This is a genomic window from Flagellimonas chongwuensis (assembly GCF_013376415.1).
Lineage (GTDB): Bacteria > Bacteroidota > Bacteroidia > Flavobacteriales > Flavobacteriaceae > Flagellimonas > Flagellimonas chongwuensis.
Genome location: NZ_WYET01000004.1, coordinates 750507 through 771303, shown reverse-complemented (window position 1 = coordinate 771303; position 20797 = coordinate 750507). Strand labels below are relative to the sequence as shown.

9 protein-coding genes and 1 tRNA gene are annotated in these 20797 nt (G+C 41.2%); 8 read left to right on the top strand and 2 right to left on the bottom strand.

Going from position 1 to position 20797, the window contains the following annotated elements:
• Positions 1–58: 58 nt before the first annotated feature.
• Positions 59–1999, bottom strand: a complete 1941-nt coding sequence (nagB, locus tag GUA46_RS10520) for a glucosamine-6-phosphate deaminase (protein WP_176620452.1) — start codon at positions 1997–1999, stop codon at positions 59–61.
• A 170-nt stretch (positions 2000–2169) separates the two neighbouring features.
• On the opposite strand from nagB, the gene GUA46_RS10515 reads away from it, so the two are divergent.
• Together GUA46_RS10515 and murQ are read left to right on the top strand one after the other, a co-directional pair.
• Positions 2170–2919, top strand: coding sequence for a DeoR/GlpR family DNA-binding transcription regulator (locus GUA46_RS10515; RefSeq protein WP_108246663.1), 750 nt, complete (start codon positions 2170–2172; stop codon positions 2917–2919).
• 4 nt (positions 2920–2923) lie between these two features.
• The gene (gene murQ / locus GUA46_RS10510; RefSeq protein WP_176620451.1) at positions 2924–3742 is read left to right on the top strand and encodes an N-acetylmuramic acid 6-phosphate etherase; all 819 of its coding nucleotides are present in this window, start codon (positions 2924–2926) and stop codon (positions 3740–3742) included.
• A 6-nt stretch (positions 3743–3748) separates the two neighbouring features.
• On the opposite strand, the gene GUA46_RS10505 is transcribed toward murQ, so the two are convergent.
• Entirely contained in the window at positions 3749–4867 is a 1119-nt protein-coding gene (locus GUA46_RS10505) for a PQQ-dependent sugar dehydrogenase (protein WP_176620450.1), read from the bottom strand.
• Between the two features lie 152 nt (positions 4868–5019).
• Here GUA46_RS10505 and GUA46_RS10500 point away from each other — a divergent pair, with 152 nt between their 5' ends.
• The 6 genes from GUA46_RS10500 (at position 5020) to GUA46_RS10475 (ending at position 20715) form a co-directional block, all read left to right on the top strand.
• Complete coding sequence (locus GUA46_RS10500; protein WP_176620449.1) at positions 5020–13338, top strand: T9SS type B sorting domain-containing protein; 8319 nt, start codon at positions 5020–5022, stop codon at positions 13336–13338.
• Between the two features lie 113 nt (positions 13339–13451).
• Positions 13452–13525 (top strand) — tRNA-Pro (locus tag GUA46_RS10495).
• Positions 13526–13753: 228 nt separating this feature from the next.
• Positions 13754–15019 carry a site-specific integrase gene (locus GUA46_RS10490; RefSeq protein ID WP_176620448.1) on the top strand — a complete coding sequence of 422 codons (1266 nt, stop codon included), beginning with the start codon at positions 13754–13756 and terminating at the stop codon, positions 15017–15019.
• A gap of 130 nt (positions 15020–15149) precedes the next feature.
• The gene (locus GUA46_RS10485; protein ID WP_176620447.1) at positions 15150–15437 is read left to right on the top strand and encodes a helix-turn-helix transcriptional regulator; all 288 of its coding nucleotides are present in this window, start codon (positions 15150–15152) and stop codon (positions 15435–15437) included.
• A 3-nt stretch (positions 15438–15440) separates the two neighbouring features.
• Entirely contained in the window at positions 15441–16697 is a 1257-nt protein-coding gene (locus tag GUA46_RS10480; protein WP_176620446.1) for a type II toxin-antitoxin system HipA family toxin, read from the top strand.
• A 1-nt stretch (position 16698) separates the two neighbouring features.
• The gene (locus GUA46_RS10475) at positions 16699–20715 is read left to right on the top strand and encodes a hypothetical protein (RefSeq protein WP_176620445.1); all 4017 of its coding nucleotides are present in this window, start codon (positions 16699–16701) and stop codon (positions 20713–20715) included.
• Positions 20716–20797: the final 82 nt, after the last annotated feature.

The following is a 20797-nucleotide window of genomic DNA, read 5'->3' as shown; positions in this document are numbered from 1 at the left end:
ATGTAGGCCTTTTTGCTAGATTAAATTAAACAACTAACAACTTAAATGATGTATTGTTTTATTGAAAGTGGTATCGTACAAAGCCTTCCATTGCTTCGTATTCTGCCATTCCAAGTTGGTTGTAACGTCTTGCAGTATCCTTGTTTCTTTGCTCGGCACGTTCCCAGAATTCCCTTTTGTCGTTTCCAGGGAACATAGCACTGTCCTTTTGGGATTGGTGCTTAAAAATGGCATTGATTTTTCTTGACATATCTTTTGGACCGATAGGTACGGCCATTTCCATATCGGCAATGTCCCATTCTTGCCATGCACCTCTGTACAGCCAAACATAACAGTTACGAATCCAATTGGAACCTTCGTCCACCAAACGTTGAATAGCCTTGAAAATCACATCCAAGCATACCCTGTGGGTTCCGTGTGGATCGGAAAGATCCCCTGCTGCAAATATTTGATGAGGTTTGAGCTTATTGAGCAAGTCATAGGTAATCTGTACATCTTCTTCGGAAAGAGGTTTCTTTCTTACGGCACCAGTTTCATAGAAGGGTAGGTTTTGGAAATGCGCATTTTTTTCAGAAACCCCGCAATAGCGACAGGCGGCCAAGGCTTCCCCTTTTCTGATGAGTCCTTTGAACTCTTGAATTTCTGGGCTATCCAATTCTCCAGGTTTCTTATTGGCTAGGAACTTGCGTACTTCTTTAAATTTCTTGCGAAGATCTTTGTTGTCTTTTTGTACATCGGTAGCAAAATCTAAAAAACGTATGACTTCGTCATCAAATACGGCAATGTTTCCAGAAGTTTGGTAAGCTACATGTACATCGTGACCTTGGTCAACCAATCGTAGCAAGGTACCGCCCATGGAAATTACATCATCATCGGGGTGTGGACTAAAAATCAACGATGTTTTGGGGTAAGGCTGTGCTCTTTCGGGTCTTTGACTATCGTCCGCATTAGGCTTCCCTCCAGGCCAGCCTGTAATGGTGCGTTGCAGTTGATTGAATACAGAAAGGTTGATGTTTTCAGCAGATCCCACTTCGGCAATTAGATTGCCCATCCCGTGTTCGTTGTAGTCCTCATTGGTTAATTTTAGTATGGCTTTGTCCAATTTTCCAGAGAGCCAAATGGATGCCGTTTTTATAAGTTTTTCGTCCCACTCGCATTCGCTTACCAACCAAGGTGTTTTAACTCTGGTCAAGTAGGAAGAAGCAGCATCATCCAGTACAAAATCACAATTTTTATGATGTTGCAAGAAAGTAGCGGGAACAGACTCTTTTATTTCGCCTTCAACGGCTTGCTGTACAATGGGGGCTTTTCCTTCTCCCCATGCCATGATTATGATTCTTTTGGCCTCCATAATGGTACCGACCCCCATGGTTATGGCTCTGCGGGGAACATTTTCCTCTCCAAAAAAATCACTTGCGGCATCGAGTCGGGTTACGCGATCTAACCGTACGAGTCGGGTTTTACTTTTTAGCGATGAGCCGGGCTCGTTAAATCCAATATGCCCCGTTCTACCTATACCCAATACTTGAATATCAATTCCTCCTACGTTTTGAATTTTTTCCTCATAATCCAAACAATATTTCCTGATTTCTTCTTTGGATAGACTTCCATCTGGTATATGCACATTGTGGGGTTCTATGTCTATATGGTCGAACAAGTGTTCATTCATAAAACGAACATAGCTGTGTATGGAGTCTGGTTCCATGGGAAAGTATTCATCCAAATTGAAAGTGACCACATTTTTAAAGCTCAACCTTCCTTCTTTGTGAAATTGGACCAAGTAGTCATAAACTTTCGTGGGGGTGGATCCTGTTGCCAGCCCAAGAACAGCTTTTTGGCCCTGATCTTGTTTTTGCTTGATAAGGCTTGCAATTTCATTGGCTACGTACCAAGATGCGCTTTGCGAATCTTGATAAATCTGTGTGTTAATCTTTTCGAACTTCACGGTTTCGGCATCGAGAGGTTCGTTTTTTAATGAGTTGTCAGCTAATTCTTGCATGTTTTAATGGGTTTTGACCAATTTTATGCTGCAAATATAATTAAAAATCGAAAAAAACTGCAATCAAATTGCAGTTTTTTGCAAGTTTAAAAAAATATTGTAGTTGATTTAAAAGATATGTTGCAATTGTTTTCTACTTTTGAATTTATTAGATGTCAAGGATTTATTAGATGCTAAAGGAAGAAAGGCAACATTCCATTCTGAATGAGGTGGAATTGCACAATAGGGTACTGCTAACGGATTTGGCGGATAAACTCAATGTATCCGTGGATACCGTAAGAAGGGATGTCAAGGAACTTGATGAGGAAAATATGCTTATCAAGGTGCATGGTGGTGCGGTTTCATTGGGGTTTACAAATCATGCCCCTCAACGGAACAATGTTTACGCTTTGGACAAGAAAATTATCATAGCAAAAAAGGCCATAAGTTTGCTGAGGAACAACAGTGTAATTCTTATTGATGGAGGAACCACATGTTTGGAGCTGGCAAAATTATTGCCGACAAACCTGAAGCTTACCTGCTTTACCTTAAGTTTGCCTGTGGCCATGGAATTGTTGCGTAAACCCAATGTTGAAACTATTTTTATAGGGGGAGCGCTTTCCAAGGATTCACAAATGGCTATGGGGCCCAGTACAATCCATGCCTTATCCGATATAAAAGTAGATTATAGTTTTATTGGGACGGGTTATGTGGATCCTGAATTTGGGTTAACGGAGTTTGATTGGGATGTGGTGCAGACCAAAAAGGCAGTGATCAATGCATCAAAGAAAACAGTGCTTTTATGCATCTCGGAGAAGCTAAATTCCCAACATCGGTTTAAAACTTGCCACCTAAATGTCATCAATACTATGATTACAGAGCTGGAACCTTGGGACGCAAAATTAGAAGCATTTAAAAATTTGAACATACAAATACTATAAAGTAGTGGTAGAGAAACATATCAAGATCACTGAGGAACCATCCAATTATGATCGATTGGATGAAATGGATACTTTGGATATCGTGACCAATATCAACAATGAAGACAAGAAAATAGCGGATGCTGTTGAGTTGGTGCTCCCTCAAGTGGCTAAAGTGGTTGATGAAATGGCCAAACGTTTTGAAAAAGGAGGCAGGCTATTTTATATTGGTGCGGGTACCAGTGGTAGACTTGGAATACTTGATGCCTCTGAGATTCCGCCGACCTTTGGAATGCCCTACGATAAGGTGATTGGACTTATTGCAGGAGGGGACCAGGCCATTCGCAAAGCAGTGGAAAATGCAGAAGATGACACGGCACAAGCATGGAAAGACCTCCAAGAATACAGTATCAATGAAAATGATGTATTGGTCGGGATTGCCGCTTCGGGTACAACCCCCTACGTCTTGGGAGGCGTGGCGGGTGCCAAAGCACACGGTATTCTGACGGTAGGTATAACCAACAATCCTGGTTCACCATTGGCTCAATCCACCGATATTCCCATTGAAGTGAACGTGGGGCCCGAGTTCTTGACCGGTAGTACCCGAATGAAAAGTGGGACCAGCCAAAAATTGGTGCTCAACATGATTTCCACTGCCCTGATGATTCGAGTAGGTAGGGTAAAAGGAAATAAAATGGTGAACATGCAATTGAGCAACACCAAATTAGTGGATAGAGGCACCCGCTATATTATGGAGGAGCTTGGTCTTGATTATGATGATGCCGAAAAAGCGCTAATAAAATATGGCTCGGTAAAGTTGGCGGTAGATGCACTCAAAAAGTAGCCCATTTTACTTGGGAACCAAGCGATAGATGCCTTGGCCCTCTACGCTAACGTAGATAAAACCGTCTGGGGCCTGGCGCACATTGCGGACCCTTCCTATGCCATCCAGTAGCTTTTCCCGGTATACCACTTTGTTGTTCTCTAGCTCCAACCGTTCAAGATATTGAAATGCCAAAGACCCCACCAGTAAGCTACCTTTCCATTTAGGATATTTATCCGATGTAACGAATGTCATTCCCGATGGAGCAATGGAAGGTGTCCATTGATATAAGGGTTGTTCCATGCCCGGTTTGGACGTTTCATCAGTGATTTTTGTACCACTATAATTGATTCCGTAAGTAACAATGGGCCATCCGTAATTTTTTCCTTTTTGAATAATATTAATTTCATCCCCGCCCCTTGGACCATGCTCGTGTTCCCACAAGGCCCCTGTTTCCGGATGCAATGCCAGGCCCTGAGGATTTCGGTGTCCATAGCTCCATATGGCTTTTTTGGCGCCTGATTGGTTAACAAACGGATTATCTTTGGGAATGCTGCCATCATCATGTAACCGATAAATTTTACCGCCATCCCGGGTAATATCTTGTGGATTCACATCTCTGTTCCCTCTTTCTCCAATGGAAAAGTACAGGTATCCATTTTGGTCAAATTCAATTCTTGATCCAAAGTGTTGTCCTCTGGTTGAGTTGGGGCTCGCTTTGTAAAGTTGCTGAATGTCTACCAGCTTGGTATTGGCTAATTTCGCCCTCATTATGGCTGTATGTCCTCCCTTATCATCACCTTCGGTTGAGGCATAGGAGAAATATATCCAGCCATTCTTACCGTAATTTGGATGCAACTCAATATCCATTAATCCACCCTGTCCTCTGTTGTAAACTTTAGGCGGGTTTTCAATCTCTTTGGTATTGCCAGATGTATGGAGAAGGAGTCTTCCGGCTTTGTCAGATGTTAAAATGGCGCCATCGGGCAAGAAAACCATGCCCCATCCGTTCTGAATACCATCAACCACCAACTCCTTAGTAAAATCAATGGTTTTGGGGGTATTTATGTCTTTATCGCGGGTTTGTGCGCAAGATGTACTAAGCAGTACAACGAAAAAAATGGGAAATAAGAGACTATTTTGCATAATTTTACGTTGAAATAACAGATTTTATGGATAAACGGCATTTTTGACGTCGTTCCACAAAAGATAAAGAGAAATTTTATAAGAACAGAAAATTACTATTAAAGAATATTGAGATCCCAAATCTAAATGTTCTTCTTAACAAGACTTAACCTATGCTCCCACAAAAAACAAGGCATTTTATATATGCCGTGTTGTTGGTGTTCATTTCAATCTTCGGTTCCACAGTATTAGCAAAAACTCATGTTGCTCGGGCTATAGTAAATATGGTTTCCAAAACAACAGAGGCCGATACCCAAGAAAAGAATCTAGATGCAACCTCAAAAAATGCGTCCAACGAAGAAAGAGAGCTGTTCGCAACGACCGCAATGTTTGCCACCATTATCAATGGCGCCAATCAAGAGGTTACCTGTCCCAATGATGGGAGCACGGTGGCCAAATTCTTTTTGTGCGGTACCAGCGATACCAGAACACTCACCCTGAGTCAATCAGGGAGTTCTTACCAGTGGCAGCAGTTAGATCCAAATAGTTGTGCTCCAACAGTGGTGGACGATTGTCCTACGATTAATAATGCCTGTACTTGGAATACGGTCGGTACGGGAGCCACTTTTAATTTGTCAACAGCAGGAGAGTTTAGGGTACGTGTAAATTCTGGTCAATATTATTACTTCAAGTCAACTCTGAACCCATTGAACCCACAACTTATCAAGGAAGACATCGTTTGTGGGAACCCGGGAAGAGTGGAGGTTACGAATGTTCCTGCAGGTTACGAATACAGTTTGAACAGTACCGCAGGACCTTACCAAGATGCCCCGTTTTTTGATATAACAACTCCAGGCGATTATCGCGTATATGTGCGTTTAAAAAATGTATCGGAAACAGCATGTGTTTTTCCATCAAATATGTTGAGGGTTGATGATTTAGATATCAATGTAGATGTGACCACCCATGATATTTTATGTAGTGGGGAATTGGGCAGTATTGACGTGGACGTTTCCGGAGTGCCCGGTTTTTATACATACCGACTGGTGAAGAATGGGGTGACAGTGGATACATTTGGTCCAAATGGGGCTGACTCTTACACCTTTGCCAACGTAAGTCCTGGTACCTACAACATTCGTGTAGAAACCAATAACTGTTCGGAAACGGTTACTACCGATATTGATGGCGACCCAATTGTAATTGGAGGAGGAATAAGCCCATTAGCGGTCTCTGCGACAGCTTCCGACAGTTTTGGATGCGGCGCTACATCAGTAAATGTGAATGTGTCCACCAGTGGAGGAACTGCACCTTATCGATTTAGTGTGGATGGAGGACCTTTTGGTTCAACTTATTCCAGTACTTCGAGTTTTTCCGTCTCAACTGCCGGAACCTACAATATTTTGGTCGAGGATGCAAACGGCTGTCAGCGAACTGCAGCGGTGGATGTTGAAGATATTCCGCCCCCGATATTCACTTTTACGGAAGAAGATGCCAATTGTGGCGGAGCCAACGATGGTAGGGTCACGGTTAATGTAACGAGTGGATTTGGTTATGAAATCACATATAGCATCAATAATGGAGGTAGCTTTCAAGTAAGTAATGTGTTTTCCAACTTGGCACCGGGTATCTACGATTTGGTGCTTAGGTATGAGCAAGATTCTTTCACTTGTACAACTGCACCTCAAACAGTAACTATAGGAACACCATCAACCATAACGGCAACGGCTACTCCAGATAGTTTTCCTGTCTGTACCAATGAAAATGGTGGACAAATAACCATTTCCGGAGTTTCCGGGGGAACTGCACCTTATGAATATAGCATTGGAGCTGGTTTTGGAACCAACAATGTATTTTCCAACTTAGGGGTCGGAACGTACACTCCGATGGTGCGTGACGCCAACGGTTGTGTGCAGACCTTGCCCGACATTCCTTTTAACAGTTTGAACAAACCAACGGATATCGATTTCAGTATTTCTAGCTTGGATTGTATAACCACTACGGCCTCTTTGGATTTAAGCGTAACAGGTGGTTCGGGTACTTATACTTATGAAATTATTGCACCTTCCGCCAGTGCCGTGAACAATGGTAACAACAATACATTTACAGGGCTAGGATTGGGTACCTATACATTTAGGGTAACCGATGATGAAGGTTGTTCTTACGAAGAAAACTATGCCATTACCGATATCAGCTCCATAGGTGTCCAAGCCCAGCAGACCCGAGTGGTTACCTGTTTGGGAGATTCCGACGGCCAAGGGCGATTTTTGGTGGATGGATTCAACTCAACATATAGCTATAGTGTTGATGGTGGCCCAGTATCCACAGGGCAGAGTAATAGCATCATTGCTTTGACCTCTCTATCCGCCGGAAGCTACGTGATTTCCGTGACCGATGAAGAAACCAATTGCACGGATACAGCGACATTGGTGATAGAAGAGCCATCAACAGCTTTCAATATCTCTAGTCTGGATATAACCGACATGAGCTGTCAGAATGGAAATACCGGGGCCGTTCGTGTTAATACCGTCGGAGGATGGGGAGGTAACCGATATACCTTGACGCAGCCCGATGGTTCCACAAGAGGACCAAAGAACGGAAGTACCTTCTCCAATCTTTCTCAAGAAGGAACGTACCAAGTGAGCGTAAGTGATGCCAACGGTTGCACTGTTACGGATACTTTTACCTTGACACGTTTAGATGCTCCGACGCTTACTTTGGATATGGCAGCTTCCGATTTTTGTTACGATAACTTTACGGCAGCGACACTTGTGGTAAATGCTTCGGGCGGATTGGCACCCTATCAATACCGAATTAATGGTGGTGTATTAGGAGGTAGCAACAGTTTTAACGGTCTTACTCCAGGTGCATATACTATTGAGGTAGTTGATGCCAATGATTGTAGGGATACCGTGTCCTTCACTATCGAACCTCAATTAATGGCAAATGCCACTACTATTCAAGAGTTGGATTGTGCAGGCCCTCCAGGTCAAATTCAGGTAAATATAAGCAATGGGTATACATCATCTGGTGATTACGGCACTTATGAAGTGAGCGTCAACGGCGCCCCTTATACAACGGATAACAACAATATTACAGGAAATTCCTTTGTGTACAGTGTTCCTAACGATGGTTCCATTATTACAGATACTACCTTCCAGTTCAGTGTAACCGATGCACGGGGATGTGTTACGGAAACCAATACGGTGACTATCTCCCCTCCAGAGACCATTGCCGGTAGTGTGGTGGGAACAGACACCCAATGTGGGGACGATACAAGTGGTATTGTAGAACTGATTCCGGATACCACCCAAGGAATACCTCCTTATGAATATAGTAATGACGGAGGGACAACCTTTGGTAGCCAGAACATATTCTCGGGTTATGGAGCGGGAACCCATACCGGGTTTGTAATTCGCGATAGTAGAGGATGTATTAGCCCTATTTATGATGTAACCATAGGTTCTAGTGACCCATTGGAAGCAACTGCCACGCCTACGGATGCCGTTTGTTCATCAATATTTAATCAGGTTTATGGATCTATTCAAGCCAACGTAACTTCAGGAGCGGCGGCACCTTATGATTATGTGTTGGTGGATGAATTTGGTGGAACCGTAGCTTCATCACCAGGCTCACCAGACCCAACGGTCACCTTTCCTAACCTACCTCTAGGCAATTATACTGTCGTTATTACTAATGCTTTAGGTTGTGAGGATCGCGTTCAGGTGGTTATCGATCAAAATCAATTGGATTTGACACCTATTGATGCGGAACCAACAGTATGTTCTGATACTTCATTTTCGTATCGTGTTCAAGCCAGTGGGGGAACCGAACCTTATGAATTTAGACTTGTGGGAGATCCCACATGGACACTGGGAGAGGGCCCTAACAACGATATTTTTGATGTAACCGGTCAAGTCGTTCCCGGTGTCACTTACTTTGTTGAAGTAAGGGATGCCAACGGCTGTACCTATATTGAAGAAATTGAACCCATCGGTCCAACCAGTCCTGTTACGGTTAGCGCAACATCCTTGTCGGCTTCGTGTAATGTGGCTGGCAGTGGTTCCATTGATTATGAGGTTTCTGGAATTTCGCCAGCTGGCAATTTTACGGTAACTATTCAAAATACGGATACTGGAGTAACCGTTTCAACGCAATCTTTTACTGGGGAAACCATACCTTACAATGGAACAATCACAGGATTGGCGCCCGGGAACTATCAAATAATCGTCACGGACGATACCACGGGATGTAGTGGAAGTACTTTGGCGTTTATCGATATCAGTTCAGTTTCCATAGCCATAGACAATTTTGTGGAAGCTACATGTAATGCCGGAGCTTTGGTTACTTTAAGAGGTTTTGGAAGTACGGAGCCTTACAGTTATGCCTATGTACCCGCAGGAAGTGCAGCACCATCAACATTTACATCAGAAACTACTTTTGAAGTACCAGGGCCTTATCCAGCAGACTACGACTTTTATGTACAGGATGCCAATGGCTGTACTGCTTTGACCACACTAACGGTGACCCAAGAGGCGGGCGTTCCTGACCCCGTAATCGATGTGATAAACCAGTGTACGGCCACCAGCGGATATCAAATCAACATAGTTTCTCCACTTTCCACAGGTTCCGGATTGCCGGAAGAAACGTTCCAGTACGATTTAGGAAGTGGGTTCCAATCGAGTACGTCATTTATTGTACCTAATCCGGGAAGTTATGTGATTACCGTAAGGGACGGCAACGGATGTACCAACACGGTAACTGCGGAGGTATTTGACTTCTTCGCAATTTCAGCAGATGCTACATCTTACCCGACCTGTAATGCAGGTGATGGTGTAATTACCGTAAATACCACTGGAGGTAGTGGTAATTTCAGGTACCAATTAAGGGATGCCGCTACCTTAACGGATATAGGACTGCCCCAGTCCAGCAATGTTTTTAACAATGTTAACCCCGGGGATTACAATATTTTGGTAACGGATTTGGATTCAAATACAAGTCCTTTGTGTTCCGATGAGGCCGAGGTGATTGTTTCCACGGTGGATACTCCAGCGATTACGGCTACACCAAAAAGCGATATTACCTGTTTTGGAGCTGATGATGGAACAATTTCTGTGGAATTGGACCCGTTAACTGCCACTGATACTCCAATAAATTATGTACTGTACCAAGGCTCTTCATCAACAATAGTGGCAGGACCACAATTGACCAATCTCTTTGATAATCTACCGCAGGGAACCTATCAAGTTGAGGTAGTTTCCGATAGGGGATGTGCAGATCGTTCAGGGGATATCATAATTGACGAACCTACGCAAGTTCAGATCAATGCAGTGAACACAGAGTTTAGCTGTAATCCATCGAGCAATCAATTTAGTACAGCTACGATTACCGTTTATACTGATACCAATGGTGACGGAACAGGAGCAGCTACTGGTTCTGGGTCGTTCACGTACAGTATGAATGATGGAACCCCACAATTTGATGGAACCAATTTCCAAACCAGCAACACTTTTGAAGTAATCGATAATGGAACCAATCAGTCCATTGTTTTGACAGCGAGGGATCAAAATGGTTGTGAAATTACCGATACAGTTACTATCAACACCCCAACGGACATCACTTTTAGTTATAATGTGAATCCAATTACCTGTGATGCTACCGGAAGCGGGGTAAGTGCAGGCTCCATTGATATCATAATCAATGAGGGCGCTGGAGATTATGAGGTGCAAATATTGCCTTTGGGCTCGGAACCTGCTCGTAGCTCGGGAGGAAGCGATAGAGTCACTTGGGATATTGCCACCCCAGGGAACTACATTTTTGCAGTTACCGATGTGGGAAGTGGCGGATGTAGCTACTTGACCACAACCATCAATATGCCAGAGTACAATACTATTGAAGCTGTTATCGCCGAATTGGAGCCCGTGACCTGTTTCAACGGTTCGGATGGTGTTATCAGTTTAGAAATCAATAATTATAGCGGTCAATACAATTATGAGGTCTTTGCGCGCGATAACGCAGGAGTAGAGACGAGCACAGGTATAACCGGTACGTTTGATACCAATTCACCTATCAACACTCCAGAGCGTATTGAAAATGTTCCTGCAGGCAACTTAGTGGTTCGTATAGAAGCTTTGGATTCTCCGTTTTGTGATGCCGTCAGCAATGTTACCACGGTGCGCTCTCCGGATAGGGTCCTCACCGTTGACTTATTGCAAACTTCCCCGGTTACCTGTAATGTGCCCGGGTTGGGAGAGATCACAGCTTCAGGAGATGGAGGATGGGGAACCTACGAATACCAATTGGTGGCATCTGATGGAACTATAGTGGTAGATTATCCAAATACCAATCCAGTATTCGAAAATCTATCAACCGATACCTACACGGTAAACATCAGAGACATTGAAGGATGTGAGTCAAGCGGAAATTTATTCTTGCCACCTCCAACAGATATTACGGCGGATATCCGTATTGTGAGCCCATTGGCCTGTAACAATGATAATGACGCTATAATTGAGGCTTATAACGAAGCAGGTGGTCAAGGCCCAGGAAACTATCTGTATCAATTAAACAGAATTACGGATGGGACCAATAGCGGTTTACAAACTACGCCGCGATTTGGAAACCTTTCCGCAGGAGACTATAGAATTACCATTTTTGATGGTTGGAATTGTAGTGCCCAAACAGATGTGATTACCATTTCGGACCCGGAAATAGTGATAGCTGAATTAAGGGAGATTCAACCACCGGGTTGTGGGGATTTGGGTATCATGGAACTTACGGTGACCAACCCAGAACCTGGGGTCAGTTATTCCTACAGAAGAGCGGGAACAGGTGGTACATTTATCGATTTCGGAGTTGGGATGACAAGTGTTCAAATTTCTGCGGATATTAGCGTTGACGCCGGACCGTTTCAATACGAAGTGCAAAATTCAAATGGATGTCCTTATGAAACCTCTAACCAGGTTTCCTTGGACCCTGCAGCTCCGTTGGTCATCAATCTCGATTTGACAAATGCAACTATCAACTGTGCAGGTGAAGCTACGGGAATTATCCGTTCTGAAGCATTCGGTGGAATTGGAAACTACACCTATACTTTGGTTAACTCCAATACGTTGCCTGTAACGGCAGCATCCATAGTACGCCCCACCCAGAATTCAGGGATATTCAGGGAACTTAACCCCGGAAGATACTTTGTGTATGCTCAGAGTGGTGGATGTGAAGTGATGTCGACCCCGATTGATATTGAACCAAAAGACCCATTGGTGTTGGATTATTTAGAAGCCGTACCTGTATTGTGTGCCGGGGATATGAACGGACAAATCATTATCGAAGCAAGCGGAGGAACAGGTCAGATTAGATACTCGATTTCCGATACCTTAAGCGAATTCTTTGAAGGAGATGATCCTGCCAATCCAAATAGGAAAACCTTCAATGATTTAGCTCCAAGAACTTACGACATTATCATTCAGGATGACTTAGGATGTACCATTACAAGAACCGTAGAGATTACCCAGCCCATGGAGTTGGTGGCCGGAGTTGTGGAAACCACCCCGGAAACTTGTATGGGAGATGGTGATGGTAGTATGACCCTTGAGATTACGGGAGGAACTGCACCATATTACACTAGTGTAAATTCTGCGGACGATGCGGACTTTGTACAAAATGATGGTCTTTTCTTCGATAATCTTCAAGGTGGTGAAACCTATGTTGTTTTTGTTCGTGATGCCAATGGTTGCCAGACGAATGTAATAGCTGAAATCGGAATAGGCGTCGATATTGTTGCCGAACCGGTTGTGGAATATGGTTGTGAGGGCATATTCCCTAATAGTACGGTCACCATAAATATTGCTGATGGTTCACAATTGTCGAATCTATTGTTCTCTTTGGATGTGGATGATATACAGATGGCTACAAATCAGCGGACCTTTGGTGATTTACCGGCAGGGGAGCACACCGTATATATTTATCATGCCAACGGATGTGTAACCTTTACAGAGTTTGAAGTTGAAGCCTATGAACCACTGACGTTGGAGGCCACCAAAACCGGTCCAGATGAGGTTACGGCCATTGCCACAGGAGGCTTTGGTGGTTATGAATACTTCTTCCAAGGTGAATCTTTTGGTGAAGAGAACGTCTTTAATATCATACAAGATTCCAATATCACCATTATGGTACGTGACCAAAATGGCTGTGAAGCTACTTTGGTAATGCCGTTCAATTTTGAAGGAATGCCGGAAATGCCTAATTTCTTTACTCCTGATGGTGATAATATGAATGACTATTGGTATCCCGGAAACCGTGAATACTTCCCGAATATTGATGTAATCATTTATGATCGCTATGGTAGGGTTGTGGCCCGTTTGGACCAAGTGAAAAAATGGGACGGAAACTATGATGGAAAACCACTTCCAACTGGTGACTACTGGTATGTGGTCAATGCAAACGATACTGAAAAACAACGCTTTGTGGGTCATTTTACGCTATATCGAGACTAAATGGAAATTCTGCCTTCGAAAAAAGATTTTAACCATGATGACCTAAGTACCAAAAAGTTTTAGTTGCGCTAGGTGGTAGTATCACCAAAATTTATATTTTTGCAGTCCCTTTTCGGGATGTGGCGCAGTCTGGTAGCGTACACGCATGGGGTGCGTGTGGTCGCTGGTTCGAATCCAGTCATCCCGACAAAATGGATTTTAAAGCAACCCATTAAAAAGTCAATCAAATGATTTTCAAATAATTACATTTTTTTTGATTTAATTTGATTGGCTTTAATATCAAAACAAAAGTTACCTATTCGGTTACCTATTTTGTACCGAATTTTTTCATTACATTGGTAACTCATTAGCGTTTGACTTTCGCTTCGATTTGACTTTCGGAAACAAATCGAGTATTCACCTAAAGCGAGAGTCTATGGGCACTTCAAGAACTTTCAGTATTCATTTTTGGCTAAATCTGGCCAAGAAAAAATGCGATTTGGCACCTATTTATGCACGGGTCACCATTGATGGAAAACGTGCGGAAATCAGTCTGCAAAGACAAACATCGGTTACCTATTGGGACACCAAATCCAAGAAAACGACCTCCAGAACGCCTGAAGGCAAGGCATTGAACACCTATTTGGACCAGGTGTACGCTAAATTGTTGGAATGTTATAAACAATTATCATCTGATTTTGAGCTTGTTACAGAAAAATCAATAAAAGCTAGGTTCGTCGGGCAAGATGAGGGGCATAAAACCCTGTTGGACTTGGAGACCTATCATAATCAAAATATGAAGGGAGTTCTAAAGCCTGGCACCCTGAAGAATTACTATGCTACGGAAAATTATATCAAAAGGTTTCTGGTCCATAAAAAGAAAACAAGCGATATTTTTTTAAAGCATCTTAAGTACAGCTTCATCATAGATTTTGAACAGTATTTACGTAAAGGACCTTCATTGCAGAACGCCAATCCATTGAACAATAACGGGGTGATGAAACATTTGGAGCGACTTCGTAAATTGATGAACTTTGCTATGGACTTGGAATGGCTGGACAAGAACCCGTTTGCACGCTATAAGCTGAAATTCAATAGGCATAAAAAGGAGTATCTATCCAAAGAAGAACTCAAAATTTTTGAGGAAGCAGAATTAGACAACAAAGGTTACGACATAGTAAGGGATGTTTTTGTGTTTGCCTGTTACACGGGTCTATCCTACACGGATGTGAGACAATTGAATGAAAACAACATTGTGCGGGGCATTGATGGCGATTACTGGATATTTACCCAGCGTGAAAAGAATGAGCAGCCTGTTAAAATTCCTTTGTTGGACAAGGCACTTTCTATTTTGGATAATTACAAATCCTATTCGGAATTGAATAATGGGAAGCTACTTCCGGTGTACTCCAATCAAAAGATAAATGTGTACATAAAAGACATTGCTGCTTCTTTGGAAATTTATAAGCATCTGACATTCCACTCAGCTCGACACACTTTTGCGACTACGGTAACCTTATCGAATGGTGTACCCATTGAAACGGTGTCAAAAATGCTCGGGCATACAAAGATTTCGACTACACAGGTTTATGCCAGGGTTTTGGAGCAGAAAATTAGCAATGATATTCGAGATTTAAGGAGCAAGCTTGAACAGGAAAATAAACAAGATGATTATGGTTATAGTATCACTGCAAGACGATAAATCCAATAGGTTGTTGCAAAGTTGACGCTACAGTTTTTCTGAATCAGCTGAAAGAGGTTTTTTCTTCAAAATTAAAAAATGTCGCTTATTTACAACTAAATCATTATATTTGTCGTTAATAAGCGATAAAATGAATTCAAAGAAAGCAATAATACTTCCTAAATATCAGAAGATATTTGATGGTATAGGCGAAAATATCAAACTGGCCCGTAAGCGCAGAAAGCTAACAACAGAACAGGTTTCGGAACGTGCGGGCATTCACCGTGCTACACTGCACCGAATCGAAAAGGGAGATCCATCGGTGGCCATAGGTCTATATTTCAATGTGCTGAGAGTATTGAATCTTGAAAACGATTTTTCAAAAATCGCCCAAGATGATGAATTCGGTCGTAAACTTCAAGACTTGGATTTATTATAGGTTATGGCACAAGGGAAATACGATATTTATGTATATGCCGATTGGATTGGTCTAAATGGTCCAATTCAAGTAGGTGTGCTGTCGGCACATTTCGCAAAAGCAAAAAAAGCCTTCAGTTTTGAGTACAACAAAGATTGGTTGGACAAAGGTCTTTACCAAAGCCTTGACCCGGATATTGCATTCTATTCGGGACCTCAATATCCTACCGATAAGGAAAATTTTGGAATATTCTTGGACAGTATGCCCGACACTTGGGGGAAGACTCTGATGAAACGACGAGAAGCGCAAGACGCAAGGGAGCGCGGCGAAAAGGCAAGAACATTGTACGAAATCGACTATTTGCTTGGAGTCTATGATGAGAGTCGAATGGGTGCACTTCGCTTCAAGACAGATGTGGAAGGCCCATTCTTGGATGATGACGACAAGAATCCTACTCCACCTTGGTCTTTCCTTGGTGATTTACAAAAAGCCGTTGAACAGCTTGAAAACGATACCCAAAATGAAGAAACAAGACAATGGTTGGCCGTATTGATAGCTCCAGGTTCATCATTGGGTGGTGCACGGCCAAAAGCAAACATCTCAGGGAAGGATAAAAGTCTATGGATTGCAAAATTTCCTTCAAAGACCGATACTTTGGACAAGGCGGCCTGGGAATATCTGGCCTATAAATTGGCGACCGCCTGCGGTATAGAAATGGCCGAATCAAAAATCGAAAAGATTTCGGGCTCTTATCATACCTTCCTTACCAAACGTTTTGACCGTTCAGTAGATGGCCGGATCCATTTTGCATCGGCAATGACAATGACCGGAAACAATGAGGAGACACTTAAAACCCAAACCGTAAGTTATCTCGATATCGTCGATGTCATCGAGAATTACGGAACCAATGTTGAAGCCAATTTGCATCAACTCTGGCGCAGGATAGTCTTCAATATAGCCATATCGAATACAGACGACCACCTACGGAATCACGGGTTTATCCTAAACGAAAAAGGCTGGGAACTGTCACCAGCCTATGACTTGAACCCATCCATTGAAAAGGACGGACTGGCACTCAATATCGATATGGACGACAATTCCTTGGATTTTGAACTGGCCAAGAGTGTTGGGGAATTTTTCCGCTTAAATGAAGATGAAATGGATGCCATTATCAATAAGGTTGTTATCGTTGTGAAGGATTGGAAGACGGTAGCAAAGGGAATAGGGATTTCCAACAAGGAAATTTCAATGATGGAATCGGCATTTAATACTTCAGCTTAATATGGATTACAAAGAAAGTGAGGCGGTAAAGTCCTTAATAGCCAATATCAACCTTCTCAAACCGCCAACTTTAAAGAGGCCAAATAGTGCCCAGAATGACAACAAACTTTGGAATGCTTCGCTACTTTTTAGCAATATTATCTTAGCCTCTAAACGTATTCAACGATTGTTTCCAAAAAAAGAATTTGAAAAATTTGTAATTCGTTATAATCAGCAAAACTTAGTCAATATTAATGTCGATTTCTTATTTAATAAATTCTGGCTAAGAGAAGTTTTGGGATTTGTGCATATTCCAAACGCAGTAAGGTCAGTAACCTATGACTATGAAAAGTATAGAGACTATAAAACTGAAGTCTTTTTTCTAAAAAGCCTTTTCGATAACCATCCAAGTCAGACCATTCAAGAAGGTTTGTATAAAGAGTCTTTACTTGAATATGAAAAACAAAATAGTATTAAGATTTCAAGAAAATGGATAGCTGACAAAAAATGGGTAAAATCAAGTAAGGAAGCTGGTTTATTAAAAATTGGGAATGTCGATTACCTATTCAATCTTTTGGAACACTGGGATTACTTTGCCTTTTTGAATGCTTTTAAAATAACATCCCAAGAACGTCAAGGCAAAGCACTTTATATAAAAACCTCTGTATTAAAATCGATACTCGATAAGCACAAAAAATGTTTTCCATTGACACCTACTTTAAAGGAATTTGAGGATAATAAAATATTTGTCAAGCAGAAAAACGAGCATCTCTTTTCAATCTATCAAAGCGAACCAAGTTATTGGCACGATTTAAAGAGCGAAATAGGCGGGCATTATTGGGAAGCCCTAATGCTAGACGATAGCTTTTCCAGCGATGAAGAAAGGATACTAAATTTTATCAATGTAATGCTTCGAGGAAGTCATTGGCCAAAGATTCAAGATTACATCTCAGAGAGTTCCAAGGATAGTTTTCTAAAGGCATCTTTGAACCTAATCAACCAAGAAAAGGATATATCGACTATTGGGAATGAGTTTATAAAATGCTATTTGGACCAAGGATTGGGAAGTAATTATGCGTTTCAATCCAATCAGTCTATTCAAGATGATTCTTTTGTAGTGACAGATGATGCTTTTGAAAGATATCAACAAATTCAGCACATTTCGGGTAAGTACCAAAACAATATTTTTTATTCTCAAGATTCCAGAAATGATTTGGCATATTTAGTTTGGTTGATTGTCGAAATTGATAAAGAAAGTGATAGCGTAATCGTAGATGGTGCACCTATAAGGGTTCACTATAAAAACATTCAGCAACTACTTCGGTCTGGCATAGCCAAACCTTATTTACTCTGGGAAATAGCACATTTCATTCAACAGAATAGACCCGATGTCATCCCCTATCTTCTAATCGAACCCGACCTTGCTGGACTCGGTTTCTATCTTTTAAGGCAAATCAAAACGGAAATTTCGGATAGAGAAATTAGACACCTATTGACAAAGAATATCTTGGAAGATGGGTTGCACTTGTTATTGAATTCCTATCTGAGAATAGAAACACCAAATAAGGGAAACACGGCACGTCTCGTTTTTCAACTCTTTCAAGAAATTACCAAAGAAAAAGGAGAATCTTTAAACCATATCAGGAAAGCTGAAGACTTACGCTTACAGATTGAGAAAAGAGAGGAAAAAGAAAAAAGGTTATTAAAAATTATTGAAGATAGTAAACTTAATGGCGGTTTTGTAAATGGGGCCTCTAATCAAGGGTTTTTATTTCACATTTTTGAGGATGTAGTGGCCGCAATCAATAACTACAAAATAAATCCTAAATATCTTAATGGCGTTATCGGTCTACCTGTTTTGAAACTTGATGCGTTAAGCTGGTTAAGTAAGTTTCTGCTGTACACAAATTATGACTATCCAAAGGAAAAGCTTGGTAAGCTGAAATCATTAGTCGCTTCAAATTTTACCGATTGTTACATTGAGAAAATTGAGCAGAATAGCGTTGAAAAACAAAAATTTGCGTCTTCGAAACTCATTGAAGGTCTGCCAACTTGGTCGAGCCGAAATGAAATTCTTGTTAGGATAGACTGGCTCTCACCAGCAGTAGTTGCCTTTGAATCAGGAAATTTAGGTGAGTTCTTAAATCCATGTTTTAAGCTCGTGAATACGGATGAATACTTTCTCAGAGAAAACCAATTCAAGGCTAAAAAAATAAGAACTCATCTATTCGTTCTTCTCAATATCTTAAAAGCTATTCAAAATCAAAAAAGCTATCTCAAATCAGAATCCTTTATAGAGATAAAAGAGGCTGTCGAGAATAGTGTAGTTGGATTGGTCAGGAAATATGCTAAAGATAATCTGGCTCACAGTATAAATATTCTTGATGCCCATACAGACAGACAGCATTTTAGAACACCAGAAGATGAGTTGTTGCCACTCTTAATTGAAATGGGCGACCTTTTCGAAGATAAGACCAAAATCTTTCAGGAACTTTTAGGAACTAAAAATATTGTTCAGCTTCTTTATATACATTCCCATTCCCAAACTGAAGGGATAAAGGAAAATGCGCTTAGTAGAATCAAACAATCTGACATTGCAAATTTTATTGACCAACAAACCTGGCTTCCCGAAATAACTTATGTGGTTACTGAGCTTTCCAAAAACCAAGAAATGCAGCAAGAAGCAGAGAAGGCATTGGAAGCTTGGCATAAAAGAACTAATCCTAGAACCATCACAAGGGAAACAGAAAAAGAAATATTTGAAGCGCAATTAATGCAGGCTTATTATGCCAACGATGAATTTGGCGTTCGAAATGTTGTGGAACCAGAATCCACATATATCGTTCACAGAGAATTTAAGCCCTCTGACCACAAGCAGTTTTTTATTGGTTTGATTCGATACAAAGAAAAGCCTGAGGATGCTTACGAAATCTTTGATAAGTTGGTCAGTCGATATCCGCAATATCCTACATTCGCATTAAATCGTTTTGGTGCGAAAGTGAACTTGGCGCTAAAAAGTCAAAGTCAACAACTTTTTAAAGAAGCGATAAATGAATGGTATGAATATGAACAGAATTCCCCGCTTTCTAGTTTAAATACCGTAAATGATAAGGTCAATTACAACAAACTTACGGTCTACTTAAACCTGAACGATAGAGACGAATTCAATAAACTCTACGAAAAGTTAAACAAGGCTGAACGATTATCACCAGATATGGTTCAACTTAGGATTAAGATGCTGGTAAGGTACGAATTTATTGATGATGCCAGAAAACTTGTTGATGAAGCTTTGAATTTTCACAAAACAAAAGAAAAGCACTCATTTGAGTTTCTTTCAGATTTAAACGAGATGATTTCTAAATCCAATCCCGTAGAAGAAATAAAAGCACACCTAGATAGCCTATCTATTAATGGTAAAAACTCAATGAGTTCCTTAAAACCTTTAAAGTTTGAAGATGATTTTGGGAAACAGATGGCAAATGAGATTATCATTGCCTCAAATAGATTTTTAAAGAATGTGAAACTGTACAATCCAGAAGCTGACGAAGATGATTACAATGGATTCATCAAGGAAATTTTAGAAAACAAGCTATCTACATTTGGATTTCACATTAATGACCAGACGAAAGGTGGTCGTTCTGCGACTGGAAACAAAGCTGGTGAACGTGATTTGGTAATTTGCGATGATTCCGGGGAATTGTCAGTAATTGAAGCCTTCAAGCATTCAACAAAAACCGTTGTTCAAAAACATCTTACCAAGATATTCAACTACTCACACCAACGAAGGGTGTTTTACATTTTGGCCTATGACTTAGAGCCAAATGAAAAGTTCAAGAAACGTTGGAAATATTATAAATCAAAAATTCTCAAAAAACTGGATTACCCATTAGGCTATGAGTTAATAACCAAAGGCATTTCGGATATGACGGATGATTTTAATGCCACAAATTCTGCCATAAAAATTTGCAGAAGCACTCACCAAAGCGGAACGGAAATTTATCATATTATGCTGAATGTTAATTATTTTGTTAACGAATGATATGTTTTCGGGTTAAATTCAGCTATATTTAAAGTCAATTTTAACAATTAACTATCAGGTACAGCTAATTTCTTTTTTCGGA

What these genes read in the sequence shown, in the direction of transcription:
- nagB (WP_176620452.1), bottom strand. Translation starts at nt 1,999, where the DNA reads ATGCAAGAATTAGCTGACAACTCATTAAAAAACGAACCTCTCGATGCC.
- GUA46_RS10515 (WP_108246663.1), top strand. Translation starts at nt 2,170, where the DNA reads ATGCTAAAGGAAGAAAGGCAACATTCCATTCTGAATGAGGTGGAATTG.
- GUA46_RS10505 (WP_176620450.1), bottom strand. Translation starts at nt 4,867, where the DNA reads ATGCAAAATAGTCTCTTATTTCCCATTTTTTTCGTTGTACTGCTTAGT.
- GUA46_RS10500 (WP_176620449.1), top strand. Translation starts at nt 5,020, where the DNA reads ATGCTCCCACAAAAAACAAGGCATTTTATATATGCCGTGTTGTTGGTG.
- GUA46_RS10490 (WP_176620448.1), top strand. Translation starts at nt 13,754, where the DNA reads ATGGGCACTTCAAGAACTTTCAGTATTCATTTTTGGCTAAATCTGGCC.
- GUA46_RS10485 (WP_176620447.1), top strand. Translation starts at nt 15,150, where the DNA reads ATGAATTCAAAGAAAGCAATAATACTTCCTAAATATCAGAAGATATTT.
- GUA46_RS10480 (WP_176620446.1), top strand. Translation starts at nt 15,441, where the DNA reads ATGGCACAAGGGAAATACGATATTTATGTATATGCCGATTGGATTGGT.
- GUA46_RS10475 (WP_176620445.1), top strand. Translation starts at nt 16,699, where the DNA reads ATGGATTACAAAGAAAGTGAGGCGGTAAAGTCCTTAATAGCCAATATC.